The 20,411-nt window shown below is 61.4% G+C and carries 14 protein-coding genes and 3 pseudogenes; 8 read left to right on the top strand and 9 right to left on the bottom strand.

Going from position 1 to position 20,411, the window contains the following annotated elements; genetic code table 11:
• The first annotated feature begins 32 nt into the window (after positions 1 to 32).
• Complete coding sequence (locus XARJCFBP2528_RS03250; protein ID WP_047124307.1) at positions 33 to 803, top strand: abortive infection family protein; 771 nt, start codon at positions 33 to 35, stop codon at positions 801 to 803.
• A 279-nt stretch (positions 804 to 1,082) separates the two neighbouring features.
• Here XARJCFBP2528_RS03250 and XARJCFBP2528_RS21980 read toward each other — a convergent pair whose 3' ends face one another.
• Together XARJCFBP2528_RS21980 and XARJCFBP2528_RS03230 are read right to left on the bottom strand one after the other, a co-directional pair.
• Complete coding sequence (locus XARJCFBP2528_RS21980; protein ID WP_080959813.1) at positions 1,083 to 2,726, bottom strand: MobA/MobL family protein; 1,644 nt, start codon at positions 2,724 to 2,726, stop codon at positions 1,083 to 1,085.
• A gap of 430 nt (positions 2,727 to 3,156) precedes the next feature.
• A protein-coding gene (locus XARJCFBP2528_RS03230; protein WP_102596353.1) for an IS3 family transposase occupies positions 3,157 to 4,301 on the bottom strand; the annotation gives its coding sequence in 2 pieces (ribosomal slippage) (positions 3,157 to 4,064 and positions 4,064 to 4,301; 1,146 coding nt in all).
• A 37-nt stretch (positions 4,302 to 4,338) separates the two neighbouring features.
• Here XARJCFBP2528_RS03230 and XARJCFBP2528_RS03220 point away from each other — a divergent pair.
• The 3 genes from XARJCFBP2528_RS03220 to XARJCFBP2528_RS03215 all read left to right on the top strand — a co-directional run bounded on the left by XARJCFBP2528_RS03220 (position 4,339) and on the right by XARJCFBP2528_RS03215 (position 6,778).
• A complete protein-coding gene (locus XARJCFBP2528_RS03220; protein WP_047124304.1) occupies positions 4,339 to 5,163 on the top strand; it encodes an ImmA/IrrE family metallo-endopeptidase in 825 nt (274 codons plus the stop codon).
• Positions 5,164 to 5,169: 6 nt separating this feature from the next.
• The gene (locus tag XARJCFBP2528_RS23175) at positions 5,170 to 5,724 is read left to right on the top strand and encodes a hypothetical protein (RefSeq protein ID WP_155410687.1); all 555 of its coding nucleotides are present in this window, start codon (positions 5,170 to 5,172) and stop codon (positions 5,722 to 5,724) included.
• Between the two features lie 67 nt (positions 5,725 to 5,791).
• On the top strand, positions 5,792 to 6,778 hold the full coding sequence (locus tag XARJCFBP2528_RS03215; RefSeq protein ID WP_016903077.1) for a hypothetical protein: 987 nt from the start codon (positions 5,792 to 5,794) through the stop codon (positions 6,776 to 6,778).
• A gap of 137 nt (positions 6,779 to 6,915) precedes the next feature.
• Here the strand turns inward: XARJCFBP2528_RS03215 and XARJCFBP2528_RS03210 are convergent.
• The 7 genes and pseudogenes from XARJCFBP2528_RS03210 to XARJCFBP2528_RS03175 all read right to left on the bottom strand — a co-directional run bounded on the left by XARJCFBP2528_RS03210 (position 6,916) and on the right by XARJCFBP2528_RS03175 (position 15,930).
• A protein-coding gene (locus XARJCFBP2528_RS03210; RefSeq protein ID WP_102596355.1) for an IS3-like element IS1403 family transposase occupies positions 6,916 to 8,018 on the bottom strand; the annotation gives its coding sequence in 2 pieces (ribosomal slippage) (positions 6,916 to 7,760 and positions 7,760 to 8,018; 1,104 coding nt in all).
• 57 nt (positions 8,019 to 8,075) lie between these two features.
• Positions 8,076 to 8,402: pseudogene (locus XARJCFBP2528_RS24045) on the bottom strand (hypothetical protein); the annotation flags it as partial.
• Positions 8,403 to 8,759: 357 nt separating this feature from the next.
• Positions 8,760 to 10,022: a hypothetical protein gene (locus XARJCFBP2528_RS03195; protein WP_047124303.1), complete on the bottom strand. Its 1,263-nt coding sequence runs from the start codon at positions 10,020 to 10,022 to the stop codon at positions 8,760 to 8,762.
• Between the two features lie 120 nt (positions 10,023 to 10,142).
• Positions 10,143 to 10,576, bottom strand: a pseudogene (locus XARJCFBP2528_RS03190) (integrase core domain-containing protein); the annotation flags it as partial.
• Positions 10,577 to 10,651: 75 nt separating this feature from the next.
• A pseudogene (locus XARJCFBP2528_RS03185) lies at positions 10,652 to 11,143 on the bottom strand (TonB-dependent receptor domain-containing protein); the annotation flags it as partial.
• A gap of 274 nt (positions 11,144 to 11,417) precedes the next feature.
• Positions 11,418 to 12,329 (bottom strand): CPBP family intramembrane glutamic endopeptidase, encoded by a 912-nt coding sequence (locus XARJCFBP2528_RS03180; protein ID WP_016905110.1) that lies wholly within the window; start codon positions 12,327 to 12,329, stop codon positions 11,418 to 11,420.
• Between the two features lie 445 nt (positions 12,330 to 12,774).
• Positions 12,775 to 15,930, bottom strand: coding sequence for a TonB-dependent receptor (locus XARJCFBP2528_RS03175; protein WP_211257623.1), 3,156 nt, complete (start codon positions 15,928 to 15,930; stop codon positions 12,775 to 12,777).
• A gap of 640 nt (positions 15,931 to 16,570) precedes the next feature.
• Here XARJCFBP2528_RS03175 and XARJCFBP2528_RS03170 point away from each other — a divergent pair.
• Genes XARJCFBP2528_RS03170 through XARJCFBP2528_RS03155 form a run of 4 tightly spaced genes read left to right on the top strand, consistent with a single transcriptional unit; the run spans position 16,571 to position 20,339 of the window.
• Positions 16,571 to 17,311 carry a flagellar motor protein gene (locus XARJCFBP2528_RS03170; RefSeq protein WP_024937680.1) on the top strand — a complete coding sequence of 247 codons (741 nt, stop codon included), beginning with the start codon at positions 16,571 to 16,573 and terminating at the stop codon, positions 17,309 to 17,311.
• Positions 17,312 to 17,318: 7 nt separating this feature from the next.
• Positions 17,319 to 18,293, top strand: coding sequence for a flagellar motor protein MotD (motD, locus tag XARJCFBP2528_RS03165; RefSeq protein ID WP_039515497.1), 975 nt, complete (start codon positions 17,319 to 17,321; stop codon positions 18,291 to 18,293).
• A gap of 1 nt (position 18,294) precedes the next feature.
• Positions 18,295 to 19,077, top strand: coding sequence for a ParA family protein (locus XARJCFBP2528_RS03160; RefSeq protein ID WP_024937682.1), 783 nt, complete (start codon positions 18,295 to 18,297; stop codon positions 19,075 to 19,077).
• Positions 19,074 to 20,339: a chemotaxis protein CheW gene (locus XARJCFBP2528_RS03155; protein WP_047124301.1), complete on the top strand. Its 1,266-nt coding sequence runs from the start codon at positions 19,074 to 19,076 to the stop codon at positions 20,337 to 20,339. Before XARJCFBP2528_RS03160 ends, XARJCFBP2528_RS03155 begins: the two co-directional genes overlap by 4 nt.
• The last annotated feature ends 72 nt before the right edge of the window (positions 20,340 to 20,411 follow it).

The raw sequence follows: 20,411 nt of genomic DNA, 5'->3' as shown, positions 1-20,411 counted from the left end.
GTAACGCGTGTTCCAGCCGATCTGGGGGATCTGTGGGCGATTTGCGCGGTAGCGAGATTCACTGGGTGGTTCACAGCTACATTGGGGTGGAGGGCGGCTACCTGGGCGACTTCTCCTACAAGACACACCGAGAGTTCTACCCTGGCTTTTGTGATCTGGAGCTGGATCCAGATGCCTTCACCGGCAACACGACCAAGGAACGTTTTATTTCAATCCTGACAGGGGTCGAAGGACATCAACAAGCAGCGATCCTTCGCGGCATCGCTCGCAAGTATCCCCAAGGCAGTGAGCATCTTCGAACCCAACAGGCTTACCGCCGGCTGTTGGAATTGGCTACGCGCTGTGCTGACGGACTTTCGGTCCAAGACAGCAGCCCATCTATCACCAGCGATGTCTTGAAGCGCGCACTTGCTGATGCCAACACGCTCATCCAAAGCGCAGGACCGACCCATGCGGTGGACCGAATTCACACCGCACTTCATGCATACCTCAAAGCAGTTTGTTACGCGCAAGAAATTCAGGCCCAACCCGGCGCCACGATCACCAATTTATTCAAGCAGCTTCGGGCAGAGCATCCGGGTCTGCGCGACATGGGCAGTCAGCCCGAAACTATGGGCAAGCTGCTGACTTCACTGAGTAATGTCATCGACAGTCTCAATCCAGCTCGCAATCACGGAAGCTTGGCGCATCCAAACGAGGCGTTGTTAGAAAACGATGAGGCAGTCCTCGTTATCAATGCTGCCAGAGCAATTTTCCAGTATTTGGATAAGAAGTTCGCTAAGGACCTATCTCGCCCCCAATGACGGGGTTCCTCAGCAACCACGAAGCCGAGATCTGCCTGTCAGTGTTGCCAATCTCATCCAGATGCATAAAGCGAAAGTCTTGGCCACGAAAAAGAGCCCCGCATGGGGGCTCCTGTGTCGCTGGCGTTGAAGCCTCAGTCTCGGCGCCGGGTGCCAACGGCTGGCGGCGTTGTTCTGATCACTTGGCGGGAACCTTCCGCGACGATCGTAGCTTCCAGCCAAATGCCTAGGCGCACCATCAGTCTGCTGCGCAGTCAACGGTCAGAAATATCTGAGCCATCATAGACTTGGCTTCGGTGGCCGGAACTTCAACTCCCAATGCTCTGCCCCACCCTCGGCCTGCGGTGGATGTGCATCCTCTCCAGATGCCTCAGGCGTCAGCACCTCAATCGGCTGCGGAGAGAAGTTCTTCTCCAAGGCCTCAGCCGTCTCCACCATCGCTTTTCGAGCCCGCTTGATTCGCCCCTGCTGGATCGCTTGGATGCGCGGGGAGACATGCCTCTTCGTTCGCGCCAAGCGCCGCTGTGCTCTGGCCACCACTTTCGTATCGGGATCGTATTTTTGCTCATAGAGCTTGGCTTTCGCATCTAGCACGGCCACACGCGCCTTGTAGGGTCGCACCAGCGCATGGGCATACTTGCTGATTGAGCGAGCAAGCATCTCGGTGTCTTCAAAGAGAAATGGCTTGGTGGCGTAGCTATCCGCTCGCCGGCAAACGAGTGTGGAGTGCGCCCGCTGGAACTCGGCTTCAATCTGGATACCCGGGATCTGCCGCAAGACTTCGAGAGACTGCTGAGCCACCTCTCGCTGGGCTTCGAGCCAATCTTCGATCAGCTGCGCCTGCGCATTGAGCAGCTCAGCGTCTTGTCGGCCCGAGGAACGAGCCAAACGCGTCACGCGACTAAGATGTCGGGTCTGACCGCTGTAAGGCGTGTAGAGACCCGGGCGAGGCGCTGGCGCACGCGCCAAGCGCTCTTTGATCTGCCGCACCCGCTCTGCGCCTGACAATCGTGTCTGCCCAACCGCTGTGCGCCCGTCCAATCCAGAAGCCTGTGCGTTGGCCCGATCCCGAAGTGCTGCCGCATGACTGTGGGACGGTGGCACTTCGTGCACGACGCCCCCGCTTTTCTTCATGTGCTCAGCGACAAGCTTTGAAAGCGCCAGTGCTGCTTCTCGCCCACCTACCCCTCTCACTTCTGCTGTGAACTTCGTTTTGCGCATCACCGCCACTTTGGCTTTGCCCAAGTGCTTGCCTGGCCGGCGCGTGAGTTCGCGGGCGCGTTCAAACTCTCCATTACGCGCGGCTTCGTGTGCCTGTGCTCGGAGACTGCGATGATCTACCCGAGCCGGGGCGCCCGCATTTTTCAAGTGCGCATTGATGACCATTGCAATGTCTTTGCGGATTTGCCGCAGCGCTCGTGTGCCGCCGCCTTGTCGCGCATCAAACTCAGCGCAAGCGCGCTCCCCCAGTCCTCCTGGGTCGACTTGTCGTGCTGACATCAGCAAATGCACATGATGATTGCGCTGATCACCATATTTGCTTGGTGTGTGCACAGCGACCAATACTGCGACCTTGAACCGATTGACCAGCAATTGGCCAAGCGCCAAAGCGAGCACTCTCCGTTGTTGTGGATCGAGTTGGTGCGGAAGCGACACCTCGACTTCTCGGCAAACGCGTGCGTTCTTGCGCGTCTCGGCCGCTTCGTTCGCGTTCCAAAAATACTGCGCATCAAAGCACCACTCGGGCGCTCCTTTCGGCGCAAGCATCTGATGGAAATCGACACCGCCTCGGTGGGAATAATTGTGGCCAAGCCCTGTGCTCGTATCGAGCAGATCAAACCCTGCGCGGTAAGCAGCTGCTGCGACCGAAGAGTCGCCATTGCCTCGGCTGAAAGACTTCATTGTTGCGTGATAAATCGCCATTTGTGAAACTCCTGTTTGTTTGTGGAGCACACAAAGAAGCGACAGAACATTCCCTGTCGAGAGTTAAGCGAACTCGACAGCACAGAGACCTTGATCACGAGGTTTTGAAGTGGCTGTGTTGCCTAGCGGAGCATAGGCAACGAGGTGGCGAAAGCCACCGCACCGACGCACAGCGTTGGCGCACGGTTTCTGCAAAGCAGAAACCATAAGTGCGCTCTTGCTCTTTAATTTTTCTTTGAATTTGTTTTCGCCACAGTTGGATCAACTATGGCTCTTTTTACATATAAATATTAGTTATACCAAAGAATGAATAAGACCTGTATCAATCTGATTACGCCCTCACGCCATGTGTCGTTTTTATGCTGACTGTCCATGCAGAAGTGATGTCCCGTGGCCTCGGGAAATGATACGCCCAGGGTTCCGTAGACACTCAAGACCCTCGTTGCGCGTAGCGCCGTTCAAACTCTACAGGGGACAAGTCGCCAGTTGAACCGTGGCGGCGGTTGGGGTTGTAGAACATCTCGATGTAGTCGAATACCTCGGCGCGAGCGGCGTCCTTGGTGGGATAGGTCCGCCGCCTGATCCGCTCGCGTTTGAGCAGGCCGAAGAAGCTCTCCACGGGTGCGTTGTCGTGGCAGTTGCCACGCCGACTCATGCTGCACACCAAGCCATGGGACGCCAGGAAACTGCGCCAGTCATCGCTGGTGTAGACAGACCCTTGGTCCGAATGAACCAAGCAACCAGCGTTGGGTTTGCGCCGCCACACCGCAGACAACAAGGCCTGCACGACCAACTCGGTGTCGGCCCGATCGCGCATCGCCCAGCCGACGACCTGCCTGGAAAACAGATCGATCACAACAGCCAAATACATCCAGCCTTCATGCGTGCGGATGAAGGTGAAATCACTCGCCCAGGCCGTGTCCGGCTCCGTCACGTCGAACTGTCGGTCAAGCAGGTTGGCAGCCGCCTTGCACTGCATCCCTCCATGGAAGCGCGGTTTGCGACCATAGCCCACCTGGGCACGCAGTCCCTCGGTGCGCATCAGCCGATGCACCCGATGGCGACTACAACGCTCACCTAGATCGCGCAGATCCGTGGTGATCTTGCGATGCCCATAAACACTGCCGCTGGCCAGCCAGTGGTGCTTGATTAGTCCAAGCAAGCGATCATCTTCCTTGGCGCGCTCACTGTCGGGCGAGCGTAACCAGGCGTAATAACCCGCCCGGTTGACCCGCAACACCCGGCACATCACACACACCCTGAATTCCCCGCAGTGGGCTTGCATGAAGGCGTACTTTGCCTTTACCCCTTGGCAAAGTACGCGGCGGCCTTTTTTAGGATGTCGCGCTCCTCGGTCACTCGACGCAACTCTGCCTTTAGCCGCCGAACCTCGGCGCTCTGGTCCACCTCGGCGCGCTGCACTACGCCAGGCTTGCCGAACGTGCGCAGCCAGGCGTACAGGCTGTGCGTGGTGACACCCAGCCGCTCGGCGACTTCTGCCACCTTGAACCCACGATCAGTCACTTGCCGGACCGCCTCGATCTTGAACTCATCCGTATACCGCTTGCTGCTCATAGACACCTCCGAATCGACCATTTTCCATGGCCATGAGATGTCTAGGAAACCCTGGGCGTATCAGTCAGCGGCGCATGGGGACCCCCGCTTTCCGGTTGACGTCGTTGCTCTGGCCAAGGGGACGGCGGAGATCTTCCGATGGGATGACCCCATCACCAATGTCGAATCGGCCGACATCAAATCGTTTGAAGGCGCACTTTTCCCGAATGACACGCGCAGCAAGTGGATGCTGCTTTACAACCAGACATTGAAATCCGCTGGTCGCATCCGATTCACGCAAGCTCACGAGCTTGGCCACTACCTGCTGCATCGACAAGACCGCATCGACGGCTTTCAGTGCGCCACGCAAGACATGGTGAGCCTGACGGAGCAAGAGGCGTCGATGGAAGCCCAGGCCAACGCCTTTGCTGCGACCTTGCTCATGCCGCTGGATGACTTCCGCGAGAAAACCCAAGGTGGCGCCGACTTTGAGGTGCTCGCTCAGTGCGCCGATCGATATGGCGTATCACTGACTGCTGCTGCATTGCGCTGGATCGACCACACTGACCAGTGCGCCGTGCTCATCTCACACACCGATGGCTTCATCAATTGGTCGGTGTCGAGCAAGTCAGCTAGAGCCGGTGGCGCCTTTTTTCGGCCGCGCAGAAGCGTGGTTGCAGTTGGCCCTCAAACTCTAGCGGCCAACGATCAAATCATCCACGAGCGATTAGGTATGGAGCTTCCGGCCAATGCATGGTTCGAGCATGCCGAGGATGGACTTAGTCTCAAAGAGATGAAGATCACTGCCGACCAGTTCGACTACACCCTAACCCTCCTCCTGCTGCCCATGCGCTCACGAGTTTGGGAGCCGTGGAAAGGCTAAACACGCTTGACAAGTCTGATTTTTGGCCTACCAAAGCATACCCACCGGAGGCCTGAAATGTTTTTTCCAAGCTTGCAAGACGCCAATGATGCCATCGAGCCGTTTGGCATGAGTCTGACCCGCGCTGGCGACGGGGTCGTTCTTGAAGGAGACACCAGCTGGCGTGCATGGCGAGCGGGAAGCGAGTCTGCTCGATTTCAGACCTTAGGACACTTCTGGGCCGAGTGGACTTGGTATATCGCGTTTGCGCTCGAAAACGAGCGGAAGAGATCACGCTTCATGGATGTCTTCATGGATGCGGATCTTGCAACTCAAGTTTCATTGCTTGACGCGCTACAAAGCTACGAAGGTCTTGCCGGGAAGAAAGGCGGTTGCGTTCTAAGCTCACTTTTAGCCGGTCCAATCATAACGACAGAATGCATCCCATCTGACTGGTCTGATCGCTTGCTCCGATGCTTTCAAGATGAAGGTGAGGGCGCCGTTTTCGGTGGTGGGAAGCTTCTGCAAGCGATTGGTCGTCGTTACCCCGACGCTTTGCGCATCTATCGAGAGAGCTTGTAGCGTAGCTGGTGATTCGCTCCTGGGACGCGACAATGCTATGTTCGCGCTTTCAGATTGAGGTCTCCCGATGGGGCCGAGCGATGACATCTCTTCTAAAACGACGCCAACCGACCCCATGCACTTGGCGCTCCTTTGGACAATGCAGCGCACCAAGACTATTGCAGGCGTCCAAGACTATGACGAGGAGAGCTACACCTCTACCATCCTAGGCGGAACAGCCATAGCGGCACCATTGCTCGCTGCCTTTGAAGGTCAAACCTCGGGCACCAACGCGGATTTTCGGTTTGGAACATTTCGGAAGAACGGCGGGGCCCAGACGCCATTGAGCGAAACCGCTACAGGGGCCGATTTTTGCCTCGTCATTGGCCATGATGACGAGTGCGCAAAAGTTGCCATTTTTCAGGCCAAGAAACTAGACCCTGCAGAAGATGAGCACCTTTTATCCGTGCGAAGGGGACCGGCGAAATCATCGAATGGCCATTACCAATTCACCATGTTGTTGGCTTTTACTTGCCGTTTAATGGCAAAGGCTGGGATGCCTTCATATAAGATTTTTGACAAAGACCCGGATACACTCACAGCAGCAACACGACTTGTATCTTTGTCGAAAGGGCATATCAACGCACTCGTTGAAGAGATCAGCTGGGTGCACTACATGGTCTATCACAATGGATCCGCAACGACTCTCCCCCTTAACCATCTAGACGAGGCATGCTTTCTGAGCGAGGTCTACAAACATCGTCAGTATTCGCATCGCCTAGGGGGACCGCGTTTAGGGTTCGTAGAGATCGTAAGTGGGGCGTTGCACGGAAGCACTGGGGGGTGGCTATTAGTTCCGCGCATGGTCATTAAAGCGTTTTTGCCAGAGCTTATAGAAATGGGCGCTATTGTTGTTGTGGATGACAAGGGTGGCGTAGGGCTTACGCCGGACTTCGAGTGCATCAACTTAGCCTCTGTCCAGTCTTTTAATAGTATCCAGGCAAAACCGCAGGGCGCTACCGCCGTCAATGCCATGATCAGCAGGCCTCAAAGTGCGCCTAGAAACGGGATGTGATCAGAACCACACAGCGTAAACAGCGTAGATGCCCCGCGCGCGCTCGGACAAATATTCAACCTCCGAAGATGGAAACCAACACGCCAAATAGATTAACTCTGAAGCCGACATCCCCCCGCCCTGAGTAGCGGCTTGGTTTAGAGTCCCGGGTTAATGATATCGGTGTTTGCCAGATGTTGGGCATACGCAGCCGGCGTCATGCCGCCAATTGCTTTCTTGGGTCGGTCCTCGTTGTATTCGCGTCGCCAGCGTTCGATCTCGGTGCGCGCGTGCAGCAACGTCGGGAACCAGTGCTCGTTGAGGCATTCATCGCGTAGCCGGCCGTTGAAGGATTCGACGTAGGCGTTCTGGTTCGGTTTGCCTGGTTGGATCAGCCGCAACTGCACGCCACGGGCATGCGCCCAGGCGACCATTGCCTTACCGCAAAACTCCTTGCCGTTGTCGGTGCGGATCACCTGCGGCAGGCCGCGACTGTGTGCCAACCGATCCAGGACGCGCGCAACCCCGTGCCCAGAGATCGCGCGCTCCACCTCGATGGCGACCGCTTCGTGCGTTGCGTCGTCCACGATCACCAGACACTTGATCACTCGGCCTTCGGCGGAGCGGTCGAACACGAAGTCCATCGACCACACCTGGTTGGCCTGCGCTGGCCGCAGCAGCGGCTGACGCTCGCCTATTGGCACTTTTTTGCGCTTGCGCCGTCGGACCTGTAGCTGCTGTTCGCGGTACAACCGCTCCACGCGTTTGTAGTTCACGATGCGCCCTTCCTGTCGCAGTTTGAGATAGATCATCCCCACGCCATAGCGACGATGGCGATGCGCCAGCGCAAGAATGCGCTCGCGCAGTTCGCCGTTGCGGTCTTGGCGTGGGCAATAGCGCAGCGCGCTGGCGCTCATGCCGATCACTGCCAGCGCACGACGCTCGCTGGCACCACGCCCGATCCACTCGCGCACCAGCATACGACGCGCCGGTGCGCTCACCACTTTTTTCGCAACGCATCCTTGATCAGGTCGTTCTCGAACAACTGCTCGGCCAGCAACTTCTTCAGCCGCGCGTTCTCGGCCTCAAGGTCCTTGAGCCGCTTGGCATCGGGCACGCTCATGCCGCCGAACTTGCTACGCCACAGATAGTACGAGGCCTCGCTGAAGCCATGGCGCCGGCACAGATCCTTGATCGCCACGCCGCCTTCGGCTTCGCGCAGGAAGCCGATGATCTGCTCTTCGGTAAAACGCTTCTTCACGTCCAATCTCCTTGGGGTAGGGAATTGGACTCCAAACTGAGGTGCTACTCAAAATTGGGGGGACGTCGTATGGTCACTCGCCTGCTCAATAGCTGTGCTTGCGTCGAGCCTGCGCAGCACATCGCCCATATCCCACCGCAGGCGGTGAGCGGAAGCTGGCAACAGATCAACCGGCACAAATGCCGGCATGGATGGTGCGGTAGACATGGCAACGCCCTCCTGGAACAACCCAAGAACCGCCACCAACGGCGACGGGATGTCGGGAGGTTCGAAACCGCTCATAGCCGGCGGGCGTATTCCCCTTGCGGGTGTTGTATTAGCCGCCCTCCCGACACAGGCATTGCGTCGGCTTGCACCTGCAGGACGCAGGCACAAAAAACCCACCGGTTTGACGGAGGTGGGTACCGCTATGAGAGGAGTTTCGACGCTCCTTGGGCCTAGATTGCAAGTACGCGGTCTGGCGTGTCAAGACACGCTGGCGGGTCTCGCGTGGCTGTGTGCGCCGCTGGCGCAGTTCCATAAGAGCCACGCAAGCCGAACGACGTCGCCTGATAAGTGCACCTGACCCCATCACGGATACTCAAAGGAGCCAGGCGTGAGGAAGATCTTGGACAAGGCCGCATATGCTAGAGCGAGCGCCAGGGTACGGCTGCACCCATAGTTACGCTAATTCGGAGTACGAAGAACCTTGATACGACCATCCGCAAAGCAAAAATAGCTGGCCATAGGCCAGACCGCTAATTAGCCTCGCCTTAGGTCTTCTGGACGCGATGAATACCACCGAATACATTGCTCCGCGGCGATTCGCGCACACACGACCAAGCTCGAAAGTTGCTCCGGAGGGCATTCTTTTCCTGTGCGGCGATAGTTTGCTTTGGCATGAGCAAACTGATTTCTAGTTGCTGTTAAAGCGGTCGACAGATCAAGCAGGGATGCTTGGCGTTGTGCAAGCGTGCTACTCGGCCCGATCTTGGCCAAAGTCCGAAGAAACACTGGCGCATGCCCCGCCATAGGAATTGGATCGCAACAACGCTCGATAGAGAGCCTTATCGCCTCTGCGTCTTTAGTGAGTGTTCGGTTCTCCTCAAATAGCAACAGCAGACCGTCCATAAATTCTGCGTTGGGCTTAAGAGCGTCTCTTGTCAGCAGCCTTTTGCGAAGGTCCTCGTATTGTTTCTCACGCACCACTGTAGCAGCGACGTACTCGATGCATTTTACGTAAGAAAGTAACGACCAGTCACTTCTATTCGCGCCGTGAGCACTATTGAACTCCGACAAGACCGATAGGAGACCTTGCCCAATAAGCAAGGGACGCAGCCTTCCGGCCTGGCTCACAAGCTCGCCGATATCCTCATCCTCCGGATACTCAATTTCATCATCGAGCGGTCTCGGCCATTCAAAGAACTCAAGACCCAAAGTAGTGTGCAACTCAAACAAATAAGCATGGATCAAAGCATTGCAATCACTAATCGAAGCACCGTGTGGATGCTCGACCTCGATGAATAGCTCATCTCCCGTCAAAGGGGGATTGTATTTGTCGTAAAAATGGTCCCTGGCAACAATGATTGCACCAAAGTGTGCTGAATCATTCTTAATAGAAATAGTGGCAGGCTTCCCGCCAACCTCGCTTATCACCTTAAGCTCGTGACTATGCGCCGCGCTCGCTCGGTCTGCGAACGCATGGGATCGCAGGTCCGTCGAATTCATCCTGATAATCGTTCGTCCGCGGGAGTGATATGTCAGACCATCGAAGCTGGTAGCGCTGTCGGTAACTTCGAACGAAAGATCAACCAGCTCCTTCACCGTCAGTGACACTCCATCCTCCGTTCGGGGAAAATCGAGCGTCAGCTCCGTGTCAGAACTGATCAGCCAATCATCATCCAAATCCAACTCAAAATCGGGCGCCAGCAGATTGCCTTCCAAGTCAATATAGAACGAAGAACCAAGCCTTCTAATAGCCGAGCGAAGAGTGGCTTCCAACTCAAGAGGCTCAAATGTGATCATGGGAAAGGTATCGAGTTATTTGATTTGCAAATGATACAGCCAGCCCCCCGTCTGATCACCGACCCATTTGTCATCGTGCGCGCCTGTACGACGTCCCCCCATCCTGCGTAGCAGTCGGGTTTAAGGTCCGGGATTGATGATATTGTTATTGGCCAACTGCTGGGCATAAGCTGCCAGCGTCATTCCCGCCGATTGCTTTCTTGGGGCGGTGTTCGCTGTATTCGCGGCGCCAGCGTTCGATCTCGGTACGCGCATGCAGCAGCGCTGGGAACCAATGTTCGTTGAGGCATTCGTCGCGTAACCGGCCGTTGAAGGATTCGACGTAGGCATTCTGGTTCGGCTTGCCAGGCTGGATCTGGCGTAGCTGCACACGATTGGCGTGCGACCACGCGACCATGGCCTTGCCGCAGATCCTCGCCGTGGTCCATGCGGATTACCTGCGGCAGGCCGCGACTGTGTACCAACCGATCCAGCACGCGTGCCACCGCCTGGCCGGGGATGGCGCGTTCCACCTCAATGGCGACTGCCTCGTGTGTCGCGCCGTCCACGATAATACAGGTTCCAGATTCACTTCTTTAATCGTCGCACCCATACCGCCACGCGGCAGGCATGGGCGCGACACGTTGGCGCTAGAACTTGTAGGTCAGCCCCAGGTACGCCAGCCGGCCTGCGTAGCCGCCGGTGTAGAAGCGGGCGCGGGTGTCTTCGCCCAGGTGCGAGCGTGACTCCTGCTTGGTCAGGTTCAGCACCGAGGCGGTGAGGCTGAGCGCAGGGGTGATGCTGTACGCCGCGTTCAGATCGACCTGGTAGTACGGCTCCTCGTAGACGTTCAACCCGTTGACCAGGCCTTGCACCAGCTCGCCGCGACGGTTGTACGAGGCACGCAGCAGCAGGCTGTCGGTCTCGTAGAACACGGTGAGGTTGGTCTGGTTCTTGGCGCTGCCCGGCATGGAGGTCTTGCCGACCTCGGTGCCATCCTCCAGCCGCACCGCCGCCTTGCTGGCATCGTTGTAGGTGTAGTTGAACTGCACACCAAGGCCGAACGGCAGCGTGTGCTGCGCGTACAGCTCCACGCTTTGCGAAACTGCGTCCTGGCCGCCGGCCTGGGTGCTGTAGTTCTGAAACCTCAGGGTCAGGTCGACTTCCTTGAGTGAATCTGAGCCCGTTCTTTTGAGTGACCGCTTAGGGTCGGGAGCTGCCCTACCCCCGATAAACATCCCTAATTCTAATATTGGATAGCAGTCCCCCTACCCTACCGAGAAGCCCCGTAGCGGAGCGTCGATCGGCCCACCGAGCGCTAGCAGACGCTCCATTGCGTGGTCGTCGCCGGTACGGCGCGAACCAGCATCCGATCGGCACGGGCCCGGACGGGGCGATGCCGCCCGGGCAGTGGCGTTACCTGCTGGTCGGCGAGAAGTTCTGAGCTCCGCGCGTCTTTCGCCACTGGATCCACGCGATCGCGGCGACGAAGAAGACGCTGCACAGGTAACTGCCTTCCGGCCCTTGAGCGCCACCGGTCAGAGCGTCGAGGCCTTGCGGGCGTAGCGCCACCAGCAGCGCCGGCAAGTGCGCATCGATGCCGGTGACGGGCAGTTCGAAGCCGGTCGCGAGCAACCAGTTCCACCCCGCGTGCCAGCCCATCACGCCCCAGATATTGCCGGTCCGCAGCGCCCAGGCGCAGGCGAACAGCGAGAACAGGAACGTGCCGAGCATGACCCGGGGCGGCTGGTGCGGACTGAAATGCAGGAAGCAGAAAACGAGCGACACCAGCAGCACTGCCACCGCGACATTGCTCTTGCGCGCCACCACCGACAGCATCCAGCCGCGGAAGATGACTTCCTCCACGCTCGCCTGGAACATGAAACTCAATAGCAGCAGACCGATGTGCAGCAGACTGACGGGCGACCGCCAGGCCTGCCCCAAGCCCGCCGCCTGCATGCCGCCAGCCATCCAGATCGCGACTACGACCAGCGCGATCGTGCCGAATCCAACGGCCAGTCCGCGAAGGAAGGTTTTCAGCGGCGCCGGACCGGTCAGCCCGATACTCGCCAGCGAGCGCCCTTCGACGAAGCGTACCCAGACGAGCACGGCCGCCAGCGTCGGCGCGAAGCCGATCCACAGCAGCGCATACAAGCCAGCCAGGCCGATCGGGTCGCCGTGCGGCGTCGACCAATGCTGCGACTGCATCCACCCGTCCAGCGCGATCGCTGGTGCCGCGTTGAACAGGATCATCAGGATCGGCGTCACCCAGGCCCAGGGCAGCCAGCCGCGGGCTGGATAGGGTGAATACAGGGCAACGGGGGTCATGCGGGGGCTCCAGGTCGACGTGATCGCCGCTGCAAGTTGCCATCCGCGCGGGGGCGTGGCAATCCGTTTGCGACCAAGCCACAGAAGCCGCCGATGAATCACCCCGATCGCCGACGAAATGGCGCTGAGTCCTCGCCCGTGGTGTTGAAATAACGGGTCGAAATAACGGGCCCAGGTCCACTTATTTTCAGCAAGGCCCGACTAGATCGCCGCATCGCTCGACGGTTTGACCGCGGTGCGGCAGCCAGCGTCGGCGTGGCCAGCGACGGCACCGGGGACAGGGAGAGCATTCGCACCAGCAAAGACCTCATGCGATGAGATCCTGCGGTGAACGACCGCGCACACGCGACGATGTCGTCGCGGACAGCGAACACTGCAGTCCGGCCGTCACCGAACCATCGCGCCCATACCGCCACGCGGCAGGCATGGGCGCGACACGTTGGCGCTAGAACTTGTAGGTCAGCCCCAGGTACGCCAGCCGGCCTGCGTAGCCGCCGGTGTAGAAGCGGGCGCGGGTGTCCTCGCCCAGGTGCGAGCGGGACTCCTGCTTGGTCAGGTTCAGTACCGAGGCGGTGAGGCTGAGCGCCGGGGTGATGTTGTACGCCGCGTTCAGATCGACCTGGTAGTACGGCTCCTCAAAGACGTTCAACCCGTTGACCAGGCCCTGCACCAGCTCGCCGCGACGGTTGTACGAGGCGCGCAGCAGCAGGCTGTCGGTCTCGTAGAACACGGTGAGGTTGGTCTGGTTTCTGGCGCTGCCCGGCATGGAGGTCTTGCCGGCCTCGGTGCCGTCCTCCAGCCGCACCGCCGCCTTGCTGGCATCGTTGTAGGTGTAGTTGAACTGCACACCAAGACCGAATGGCAGCGTGTGCTGCGCGTAGAGCTCCACACCCTGCGAGACCGCGTCCTGGCCGCCGGCCTGGGTGCTGTAGTTCTGCACGGTGACCGGTTGCCCGTCGACCATCATGTTCACGTCGCTGATCACGTCGACCGCAAAGTTCTCCACGTTCTTGCGGAACAGTCCCACACCTGCCACCGAGCCCGGCTGGAAATACCATTCCAGCCCCAGGTCGAACTGGTTGGCCTTGTACGGCTCCAGGTTCTTGTTGCTGCCCGAGCCGTACCAGCCCTGCTCGCTGGCACCGCCGGTCAGGCGCCGGTCGGCCACGTACTCGGGACTGTAAAACTCCAGGCTGCCAGGCGCGGCGATGTCGTTGTAGCTGGGACGTGCGATCACCTTAGCGGCTGCCGCGCGCAGCAGCAGGTTCTCGGTCAGGTCATAGGCCAGGTTGAAACTCGGCAGCACGTCGGTGTAGTTGCGGTCCAGCCCGCTGACCACGAACGACTCGGTGCGTTGCACGCTGTCGGACAAACGCCAGTAGCCTTCGGTCCCGCAATAGGTGTCGGCCGGGGCGCCGCTGGGCATGGCGGCGCCCTGCTGGCAGGCCAGCGGGTTGCCGTCGGCGCCATCGAAGAAGTAGTCGTTGTAGGCAGTCACCTTGTCGGTGGAATCGGCACGCTGGCCGGTGCGCGCCACCCGCACGCCGACGTTGCCACGCAGCCGCTCGGTGTGGAAGTTGAGTTGCAGGTAGGTGGAATAGATCTCCTCGTCGACGTTGTAGACGAAGTTGTCTTCGCTGCGGGTCTGCATCGCACCGTAGGTCTGGTTCAAGTAGCCGATGTAGCCCGGGAAGTTGATCGCCGGGAACGCGCTGGCGTTGACGCCACCGGCCAGGTTGTCCTGCGCGAACAGCAGGCCCGGCGAGAACTGGGTGGCGATGGCATTGCAGCGGCCGTTCCAGTAGCGGTTGTCGTAGTCGCCCGGATCGGTGCCCGGGCACACCCAGTAGTTGTTGCCGGTACTGCGGTGGATGCCGCCGTCGCGACGCTTGAGGCCGAACTGCAGCGAGTCGACGACCTCACCATCGAAATGCCAGGTGGTATCGATCTGCGCGTACTGCTGCTGATTGGTGTTACGGGTCCAGGACGAGCCGGTCGAGCCCAGGTCGACCTGCAGGATGCCGTCGCGCAGGTTCTGCATCAGCTGCGGCGAGAATGTCATGGACGGCGTGCCGGTCAGGTCCCAGGCGCTGGCGAAGTTGCCGTTGCTCCAGCTGCCGTCGGCGTTCTGCAGGCGCGGCTTGATTGGCAGGGAGAACTGCAGCTCCGGCCCGCCCTTGGCCCAGGTGCGGCCGGCCTTGAACGCCACGTCCACCTGCTCGCCACGCCATTCGCCGCCCAGGTCCACCGTCTGCGACTGCGATTTCTCGATGTTGTAGCTGCCGGTGATCTGCGGGGTCGGCACGGTGCAATCGTCCGAGCCCCAGCCGCCCGGCGGCAGGCCGGCCGCGGCGGCCTGCGCCTCGCTGCAATAGTAGGTCTTGTCCGGACGCAGGCTGTAGGCGGCGCCAGTGACGATGGTGCCGCTGGGATCCAACTGCAGCCGGTCGAGCAGACGGCCGCCGCGCCAGTTGCCGTCGCCGTTGTAACGGGCAATGTTCCACTCGGGAATCTTGATGGTATTGGTCTGCGAGTCCTGCGACAGGTCGAAGCGGAAGTAGTTCGCGGTCAGCGTCAGGTCGTCGGTCGGCTTGAACTGCAAGGTCAGTTGCCCGCCCTTGCGCTCGCGCTCCTCGCGTTTGGCGCCCAGGCTCACCGCCGTCGGCATCATGAAACCGGTGGCGTAATCGCCGTCCTGGTTCCAGAAACCGGTCCCGCCCCACCAGTTGGCATTGAAGTCCGACGGATTACCGTTCACGTCGACCGCCGGGCCGACTTCGTCGCGCCCGTACCACTGCCAGCTCTCGGTGCTGGCATCGAGTGTTCGTGCGGTGCGCTTCTGCTGCGTGTAGCCGACGAAGACGCCGAAGCGGTTGTCCTTGTCGTGCCACGAATACGAACCGGAGAACTGGCCGTCGGTCTTCTTGCTGGTATCGGACCAGGTGCCCTCGGCCGAGACGAAGCCCGAATGTGGCTCCAGTTCCAGCGGGCGCCGCGTCTGCAGGATCACCGTGCCGCCGATGCCGCCTTCGTCGATGCGCGCTTCCGGGGTCTTGTACAGCTCCGCGCTGCCCAGCAGGTTCGACGGCAGCAGCGTGTAGTTGAACGAGCGCGTCGGGTCGCCGTTGGACTCGGCGGTGGCGATGTAGTTGCCATTCAATTCGGTCAGCACCAGCTCCGAGGACAGGCCACGCACGCTGACGTTCTTGCCCTCGCCACCGTCGCGGCTGATGACCACGCCGGGCACGCGCTGCAGCGCATCGGCCACGTTCTTGTCGGGGAACTTGCCCACGTCCTCGGCGGTGATCACATCGACCACGGCGTTGGCGTTGCGCTTCTGCTCCAGGCTTTTTTCGATCGCGTAGCGGTAGCCGGTCACCGTTACCGCATCCAGGTCCGTGGCCTGCAACTCGGCCTGGCCGGTGGACGCCGGCGTGACGTCGGCCTGCTGGGCGACAGCGGTGGTAGAGGCGGCGCTCGCGAACAAGACGATGGCGATACCGGCGGACAGCGTGCTGCGGTTGCGTGCGAATGGCATGCAGTTCATTTCGATCATGCTCTCCCAGTAGTGATCGGCTTCGGCGGATTCCTGTCGATCCAACGATCGGACAAAGGCGCTGCGCGAAGTGACACAAAAATATCCGGCGCCGGTGCGCCCCCCTCCTCTTGCGTCCGCTTCCACGCAGATGCAATTAGATCGTTCTAATACCGTGGAAAGCTAAGTAGCACAGCCCATGCGGCAGCGCATTCTGCCCCGCAACAGGCCCGCGGCATTGCAAGGCATCCACGATGGCCGGCCCGCCCGCCACGCTTGCACGCGGCATGGCACGGCCTGCCGCGTTGCCGGCCGCAGCAGCGTGATCGCTGCAAGCAACACGCCCTTGCCCGCAACCGGACGCAAGCGGTTTGCCGACGCGCCAGCACACCTTATTTGAAACCGAGCTCAGCAACAGACTGGATCGACGTGAGGGCATTGCCTGCCACACGCCGCTTGGCGGCCATCGCCAACGCGGTTGCCACACCGAACATGCGCACGTTTGTTGCCTGCGTACACGCGCAAGCGCGGCGGGGCCTGCTGCGGCATTGATGACACGCCTTGGTCGGAAGCGCATGCGCCGATGACCTGTCAACCCTGCATCGACGCCAGCGTGTAAGCGGCCCATGCCGCAAAACGACAACTTTCTGGCGCATCGACCGAGTGCGCCTATCAAGTCCGCCGCGCTCGCGCCGATATCGCTTCCATGGACAGACTCAGCATCATCGGACTGGTGCTCGCGATCGTGGCGATCGTGGGCGGCAGCGTGTTGAAAGGCGCCGGCATTTCGTCGCTGTGGTCGCCGGCTGCCTTCGTGATCGTGATCGTCGGCACCGTGGCGGCGATCCTGCTGCACACCTCGCCGGCGGTTTTCCGGCGCGCCTTCAAGATCCTGCGCTGGGTGATCCAGCCGCCGGCCAGCGACCGCCCGCAGCTGGTGGCGCGCATCGTGGAATGGAGCAACATCGCCCGCCGCCAGGGCCTGCTGGGCCTGGAAGACCAGCTCCCGCGCCAGGACGATGCGTTCCTGCGCAAGGGCCTGCAGATGCTGGTCGATGGCGTGGAGCCCGAATCCATGCGGCACATGCTCGAGATCGAAATGGACAACCAGGAGCGTCAGGATCTTGCCGCGGCCAAGGTGTTCGAAGGCATGGGCATCTATGCGCCCACGCTGGGCATCATCGGCGCGGTGCTGGGGCTGATGGCGGTGATGAAGAACCTGGCCGACCCGGCCATGCTCGGCCATGGCATCGCCGCGGCGTTCACCGCCACCATCTACGGCATCGCCTCGGCCAATCTGCTGTTCCTGCCGGTTGCCGCCAAGCTCAAGAGCGTCATCCACTGCAGCACCAACGAGCGCGAAATGGCGATCGAAGGCCTGATCGCGATCGCCCAGGGCGAGAACCCGCGCAACATCGAGTCGAAATTGGCCGGATACTTGCATTAGTCCCGTCATGGCCCGCCGTCGCAAACATCACGAAGACCATGGCAACCACGAAGCGTGGGCGATTCCGTATGCCGATCTGATGACGCTGCTGCTGGCGTTCTTCGTGGTGATGTACGCAATCTCCTCGCTCAACGAGGGCAAGTACAAGGTCATGGCGCAGGCGCTGACCACCGCTTTCGGCGGCTCGTCCACTGCCGCCAGCCCGGTGCAGATCGGCAAGACCCAGACCCTGGGCGCCGATTACGACCGCCCCTCGGTGATCAAGGCCGGCGCGCCGATGGCCGCCTCCAGCGGGCCGACCGACCCCACCCTGCTGCCATCGATGGCCGCGCAGATGCGCATGCCGGTATCGCTGCGCAACCAGGCGCAGCTGGCGCGCGCGCAGCGGCAGATGGACGCGGTGGCCCAGCAGCTGAGCAAGACGCTGGCGCCGCTGATCGAGCAGAAACTCATCACCATCCGCCGCAACGACCTGTGGATCGAGGTGGAGATCAACAGCGACATCCTGTTCGGCACCGGCTCGGCCTCGCTGGCCGGCAGCGCCCGCGGCACCTTGTCGGCGCTGGCCGCGGTGCTGCGCGATGCGCCCAATGGCGTGCGCGTGGAGGGGTATACCGACAACCAGCCGATCGCCACCGCACAGTTCCCCTCCAACTGGGAGCTGTCGGCCGCGCGCGCCGCCAGCGTGGTGCACCTGTTTGCCGACGACGGCGTGGCCCCGCAACGATTGGCGATGGTGGGCTATGGAGAATTCCGCGCACGTGCCGATAACAGCACTGAGGCGGGACGGAATGCGAACCGGCGTGTGGTGTTGATCATCCTCGCTGACTCGGCTGGCTCACTCGCACCCGATCCGCCATCGCAGATGCATGCGACCGCCGCCGGGGCGCCCAAGCTTCCCAAGTCTGACGGCGGCCAAACGGCCGTCACCACCGAAAGCGGCACAAGTTCCGTCCCCGCCGTAATTCAAGGAGTGCAGTGAGATGCGTATCTGGGCAATCGCCAACCAGAAGGGCGGCGTCGGCAAGACCACCACGACGCTGGCATTGGGTCGCGGCCTGGCCGCGCTCGGCCATCGGGTATTGTTGATCGACCTCGATCCGCACTCCTCCCTCACCCGTGCGTTCGGTGTGGCGATCGACCCGCCGCCGCGCGGTGTGCTGGACCTGTTCGGCACCCCGCCGAGCGACCTGGCCAGCCTGGCCCATGAAAGCGCCATCCCCGGCCTGTCCTACGTGTGCGCACAAGCCGCACTGGCCACGCTGGAACGCCGCAGCGCCAACCAGCCCGGCCTGGGCCTGGCGCTGCAGAACGCGATGACCCGGCATGCCGGCCAGCACGACTACATCCTGCTCGACTGCCCGCCCACGCTCGGCCTGCTGATGATCAACGCCCTGGCCGCCTGCGACCGCGTGGTGGTGCCGACCCAGGCCGAGCCGCTGGCGCTGCATGGCCTGGCCAGCATGGTGCGGACTGCCGACATGGTGCAGCGCTCGCGTCGCCGCGCGCTGCCGGTGTCGATCCTGCCGACCCTGTTCGACCGTCGCACCCGCGCCGGCACCGAGACGCTCAAGGAGATGCAGGACACCTACGGCGCCGTCGTCTGGGAAGACGCGGTGCCGGTGGATACCCGAATCTGCAATGCCGCCGCACTGACTGTCCCCGCTACCGGCGGCGACTATCAGGGCCGCGGCCTGTCCGCCTATCGCCGCGCGCTGGAATGGGTGCTGGCCGATGACGCGATGCGTATGGAGCAAGCTGCATGAGCAACCACACCGCCAACGGTGAGCTGGACGATTATCTGGAAGGCCTGTTGCACGACGCCGGCGTCGAGATTCCCGCCCCGGCTGCTGCGGCCACTGCCGCCCCTGCTGCCAGCGAAACTCCGGCGCCTGCGGACGCAGACCTCGCGCTGGCCGAGCCGCCGGTGCAGGCTGCCGCGGCTCCCGAAGCCGCCGCTGTCTCCGAAGCGGCCACTTCCAACGCGATCGCCGCGGTGCTCAGCGCCGATGCGATCGCCGCCGATTTCCTTGCCGAAATGGATGCCGACCCGGCCTTCGGCCCCCCAGTGGTCGCCGCGCCCAGCGCCGCGGACATCGCCGCCGATTTCCTCGCCGAAATGGATGCCGATCCGGCCTTCGGCCCGCCGGTGGTCGCCGCGCCCAGCGCCGCAGACATCGCTGCCGATTTCCTCGCCGAAATGGACGCCGACCCGGCGTTCGGCCCGCCGGTGGTCGCCGCGCCCAGCGCTGCAGACATCGCTGCCGATTTCCTCGCCGAAATGGATGCCGACCCGGCGTTCGCCACGGCGGCGCCCAGCCCGTTCATGAGCACCGCCGACCTGATGGCCGAGATGGACGCAGACCCGGCCTTCGCCAGCGCTGCCTCCGGCGCCGACCTGCTGGCCGCCGATCTGCTGTCGGAGATGGATGCCGACCCGGCCTTTGCCGATGCCGCACCCGCCGCGCCGGCACCTGCGCGGCCTGCGCCGGCACCGATGCAGGCACCGCACCGCGCGCCGCCGTCGCCGATCTATCCGCAAGGCCTGCAGGCACTGCTGGCCCCCGGCCAGGCCGAGCACATCCAGGCCGAGCGGCGCGCGGCCGAACGCAGCACGCGCTGGCTGCGCCTGCGCTGCGGCGAACAGACCTATGCGCTGGAATTGCTCAAGGTGCAGGAGGTGGTACTGCCGGTGCCGCTGCTGCCACTGCGCGGCACCGCCAGCGCGATGCTCGGCATCATGAACCTGCGTGGCCAGGTGGTGCCGGTGATCGACCTGGGCATGCACCTGGGCTCGGCGCCGATCAACATGGATCTGCAGACGCGCGTGGTGGTGCTGGAGGAAAACGGCGAGACCATGGGCCTGCGCGTGTCGGCGGTGGAAGACGTCACCAGCCTGACCGATCAGCAGATCGAACCACCGGACAACGCACGCCTGTGCCGCATTTCCAACAACCTGTTCCGCGGCGTCGCGCGGCTGGGCCATCAGCCGATGATCCTGCTCGATGCCAGCCATTTGCTGCATTGATCCGGCATGCAGCTGACGCGCACCTGCACGCGCAACGATTCACCGTTAAAGCTTTCCCGCCGCCCGCCGTTA

It is taken from the genome of Xanthomonas arboricola pv. juglandis (assembly GCF_001013475.1).
Classification (GTDB): domain Bacteria; phylum Pseudomonadota; class Gammaproteobacteria; order Xanthomonadales; family Xanthomonadaceae; genus Xanthomonas; species Xanthomonas arboricola.
Note: the sequence above shows the minus strand (reverse complement) of the source record. Positions and strands in the feature narration are given on the sequence as shown.

What these genes read in the sequence shown, in the direction of transcription:
- motD (WP_039515497.1), top strand. Translation starts at nt 17,319, where the DNA reads ATGGCCCGCCGTCGCAAACATCACGAAGACCATGGCAACCACGAAGCG.
- XARJCFBP2528_RS03160 (WP_024937682.1), top strand. Translation starts at nt 18,295, where the DNA reads ATGCGTATCTGGGCAATCGCCAACCAGAAGGGCGGCGTCGGCAAGACC.
- XARJCFBP2528_RS03195 (WP_047124303.1), bottom strand. Translation starts at nt 10,022, where the DNA reads ATGATCACATTTGAGCCTCTTGAGTTGGAAGCCACTCTTCGCTCGGCT.
- XARJCFBP2528_RS03155 (WP_047124301.1), top strand. Translation starts at nt 19,074, where the DNA reads ATGAGCAACCACACCGCCAACGGTGAGCTGGACGATTATCTGGAAGGC.
- XARJCFBP2528_RS03220 (WP_047124304.1), top strand. Translation starts at nt 4,339, where the DNA reads ATGTCTAGGAAACCCTGGGCGTATCAGTCAGCGGCGCATGGGGACCCC.
- XARJCFBP2528_RS03170 (WP_024937680.1), top strand. Translation starts at nt 16,571, where the DNA reads ATGGACAGACTCAGCATCATCGGACTGGTGCTCGCGATCGTGGCGATC.
- XARJCFBP2528_RS21980 (WP_080959813.1), bottom strand. Translation starts at nt 2,726, where the DNA reads ATGGCGATTTATCACGCAACAATGAAGTCTTTCAGCCGAGGCAATGGC.
- XARJCFBP2528_RS03215 (WP_016903077.1), top strand. Translation starts at nt 5,792, where the DNA reads ATGGGGCCGAGCGATGACATCTCTTCTAAAACGACGCCAACCGACCCC.
- XARJCFBP2528_RS03180 (WP_016905110.1), bottom strand. Translation starts at nt 12,329, where the DNA reads ATGACCCCCGTTGCCCTGTATTCACCCTATCCAGCCCGCGGCTGGCTG.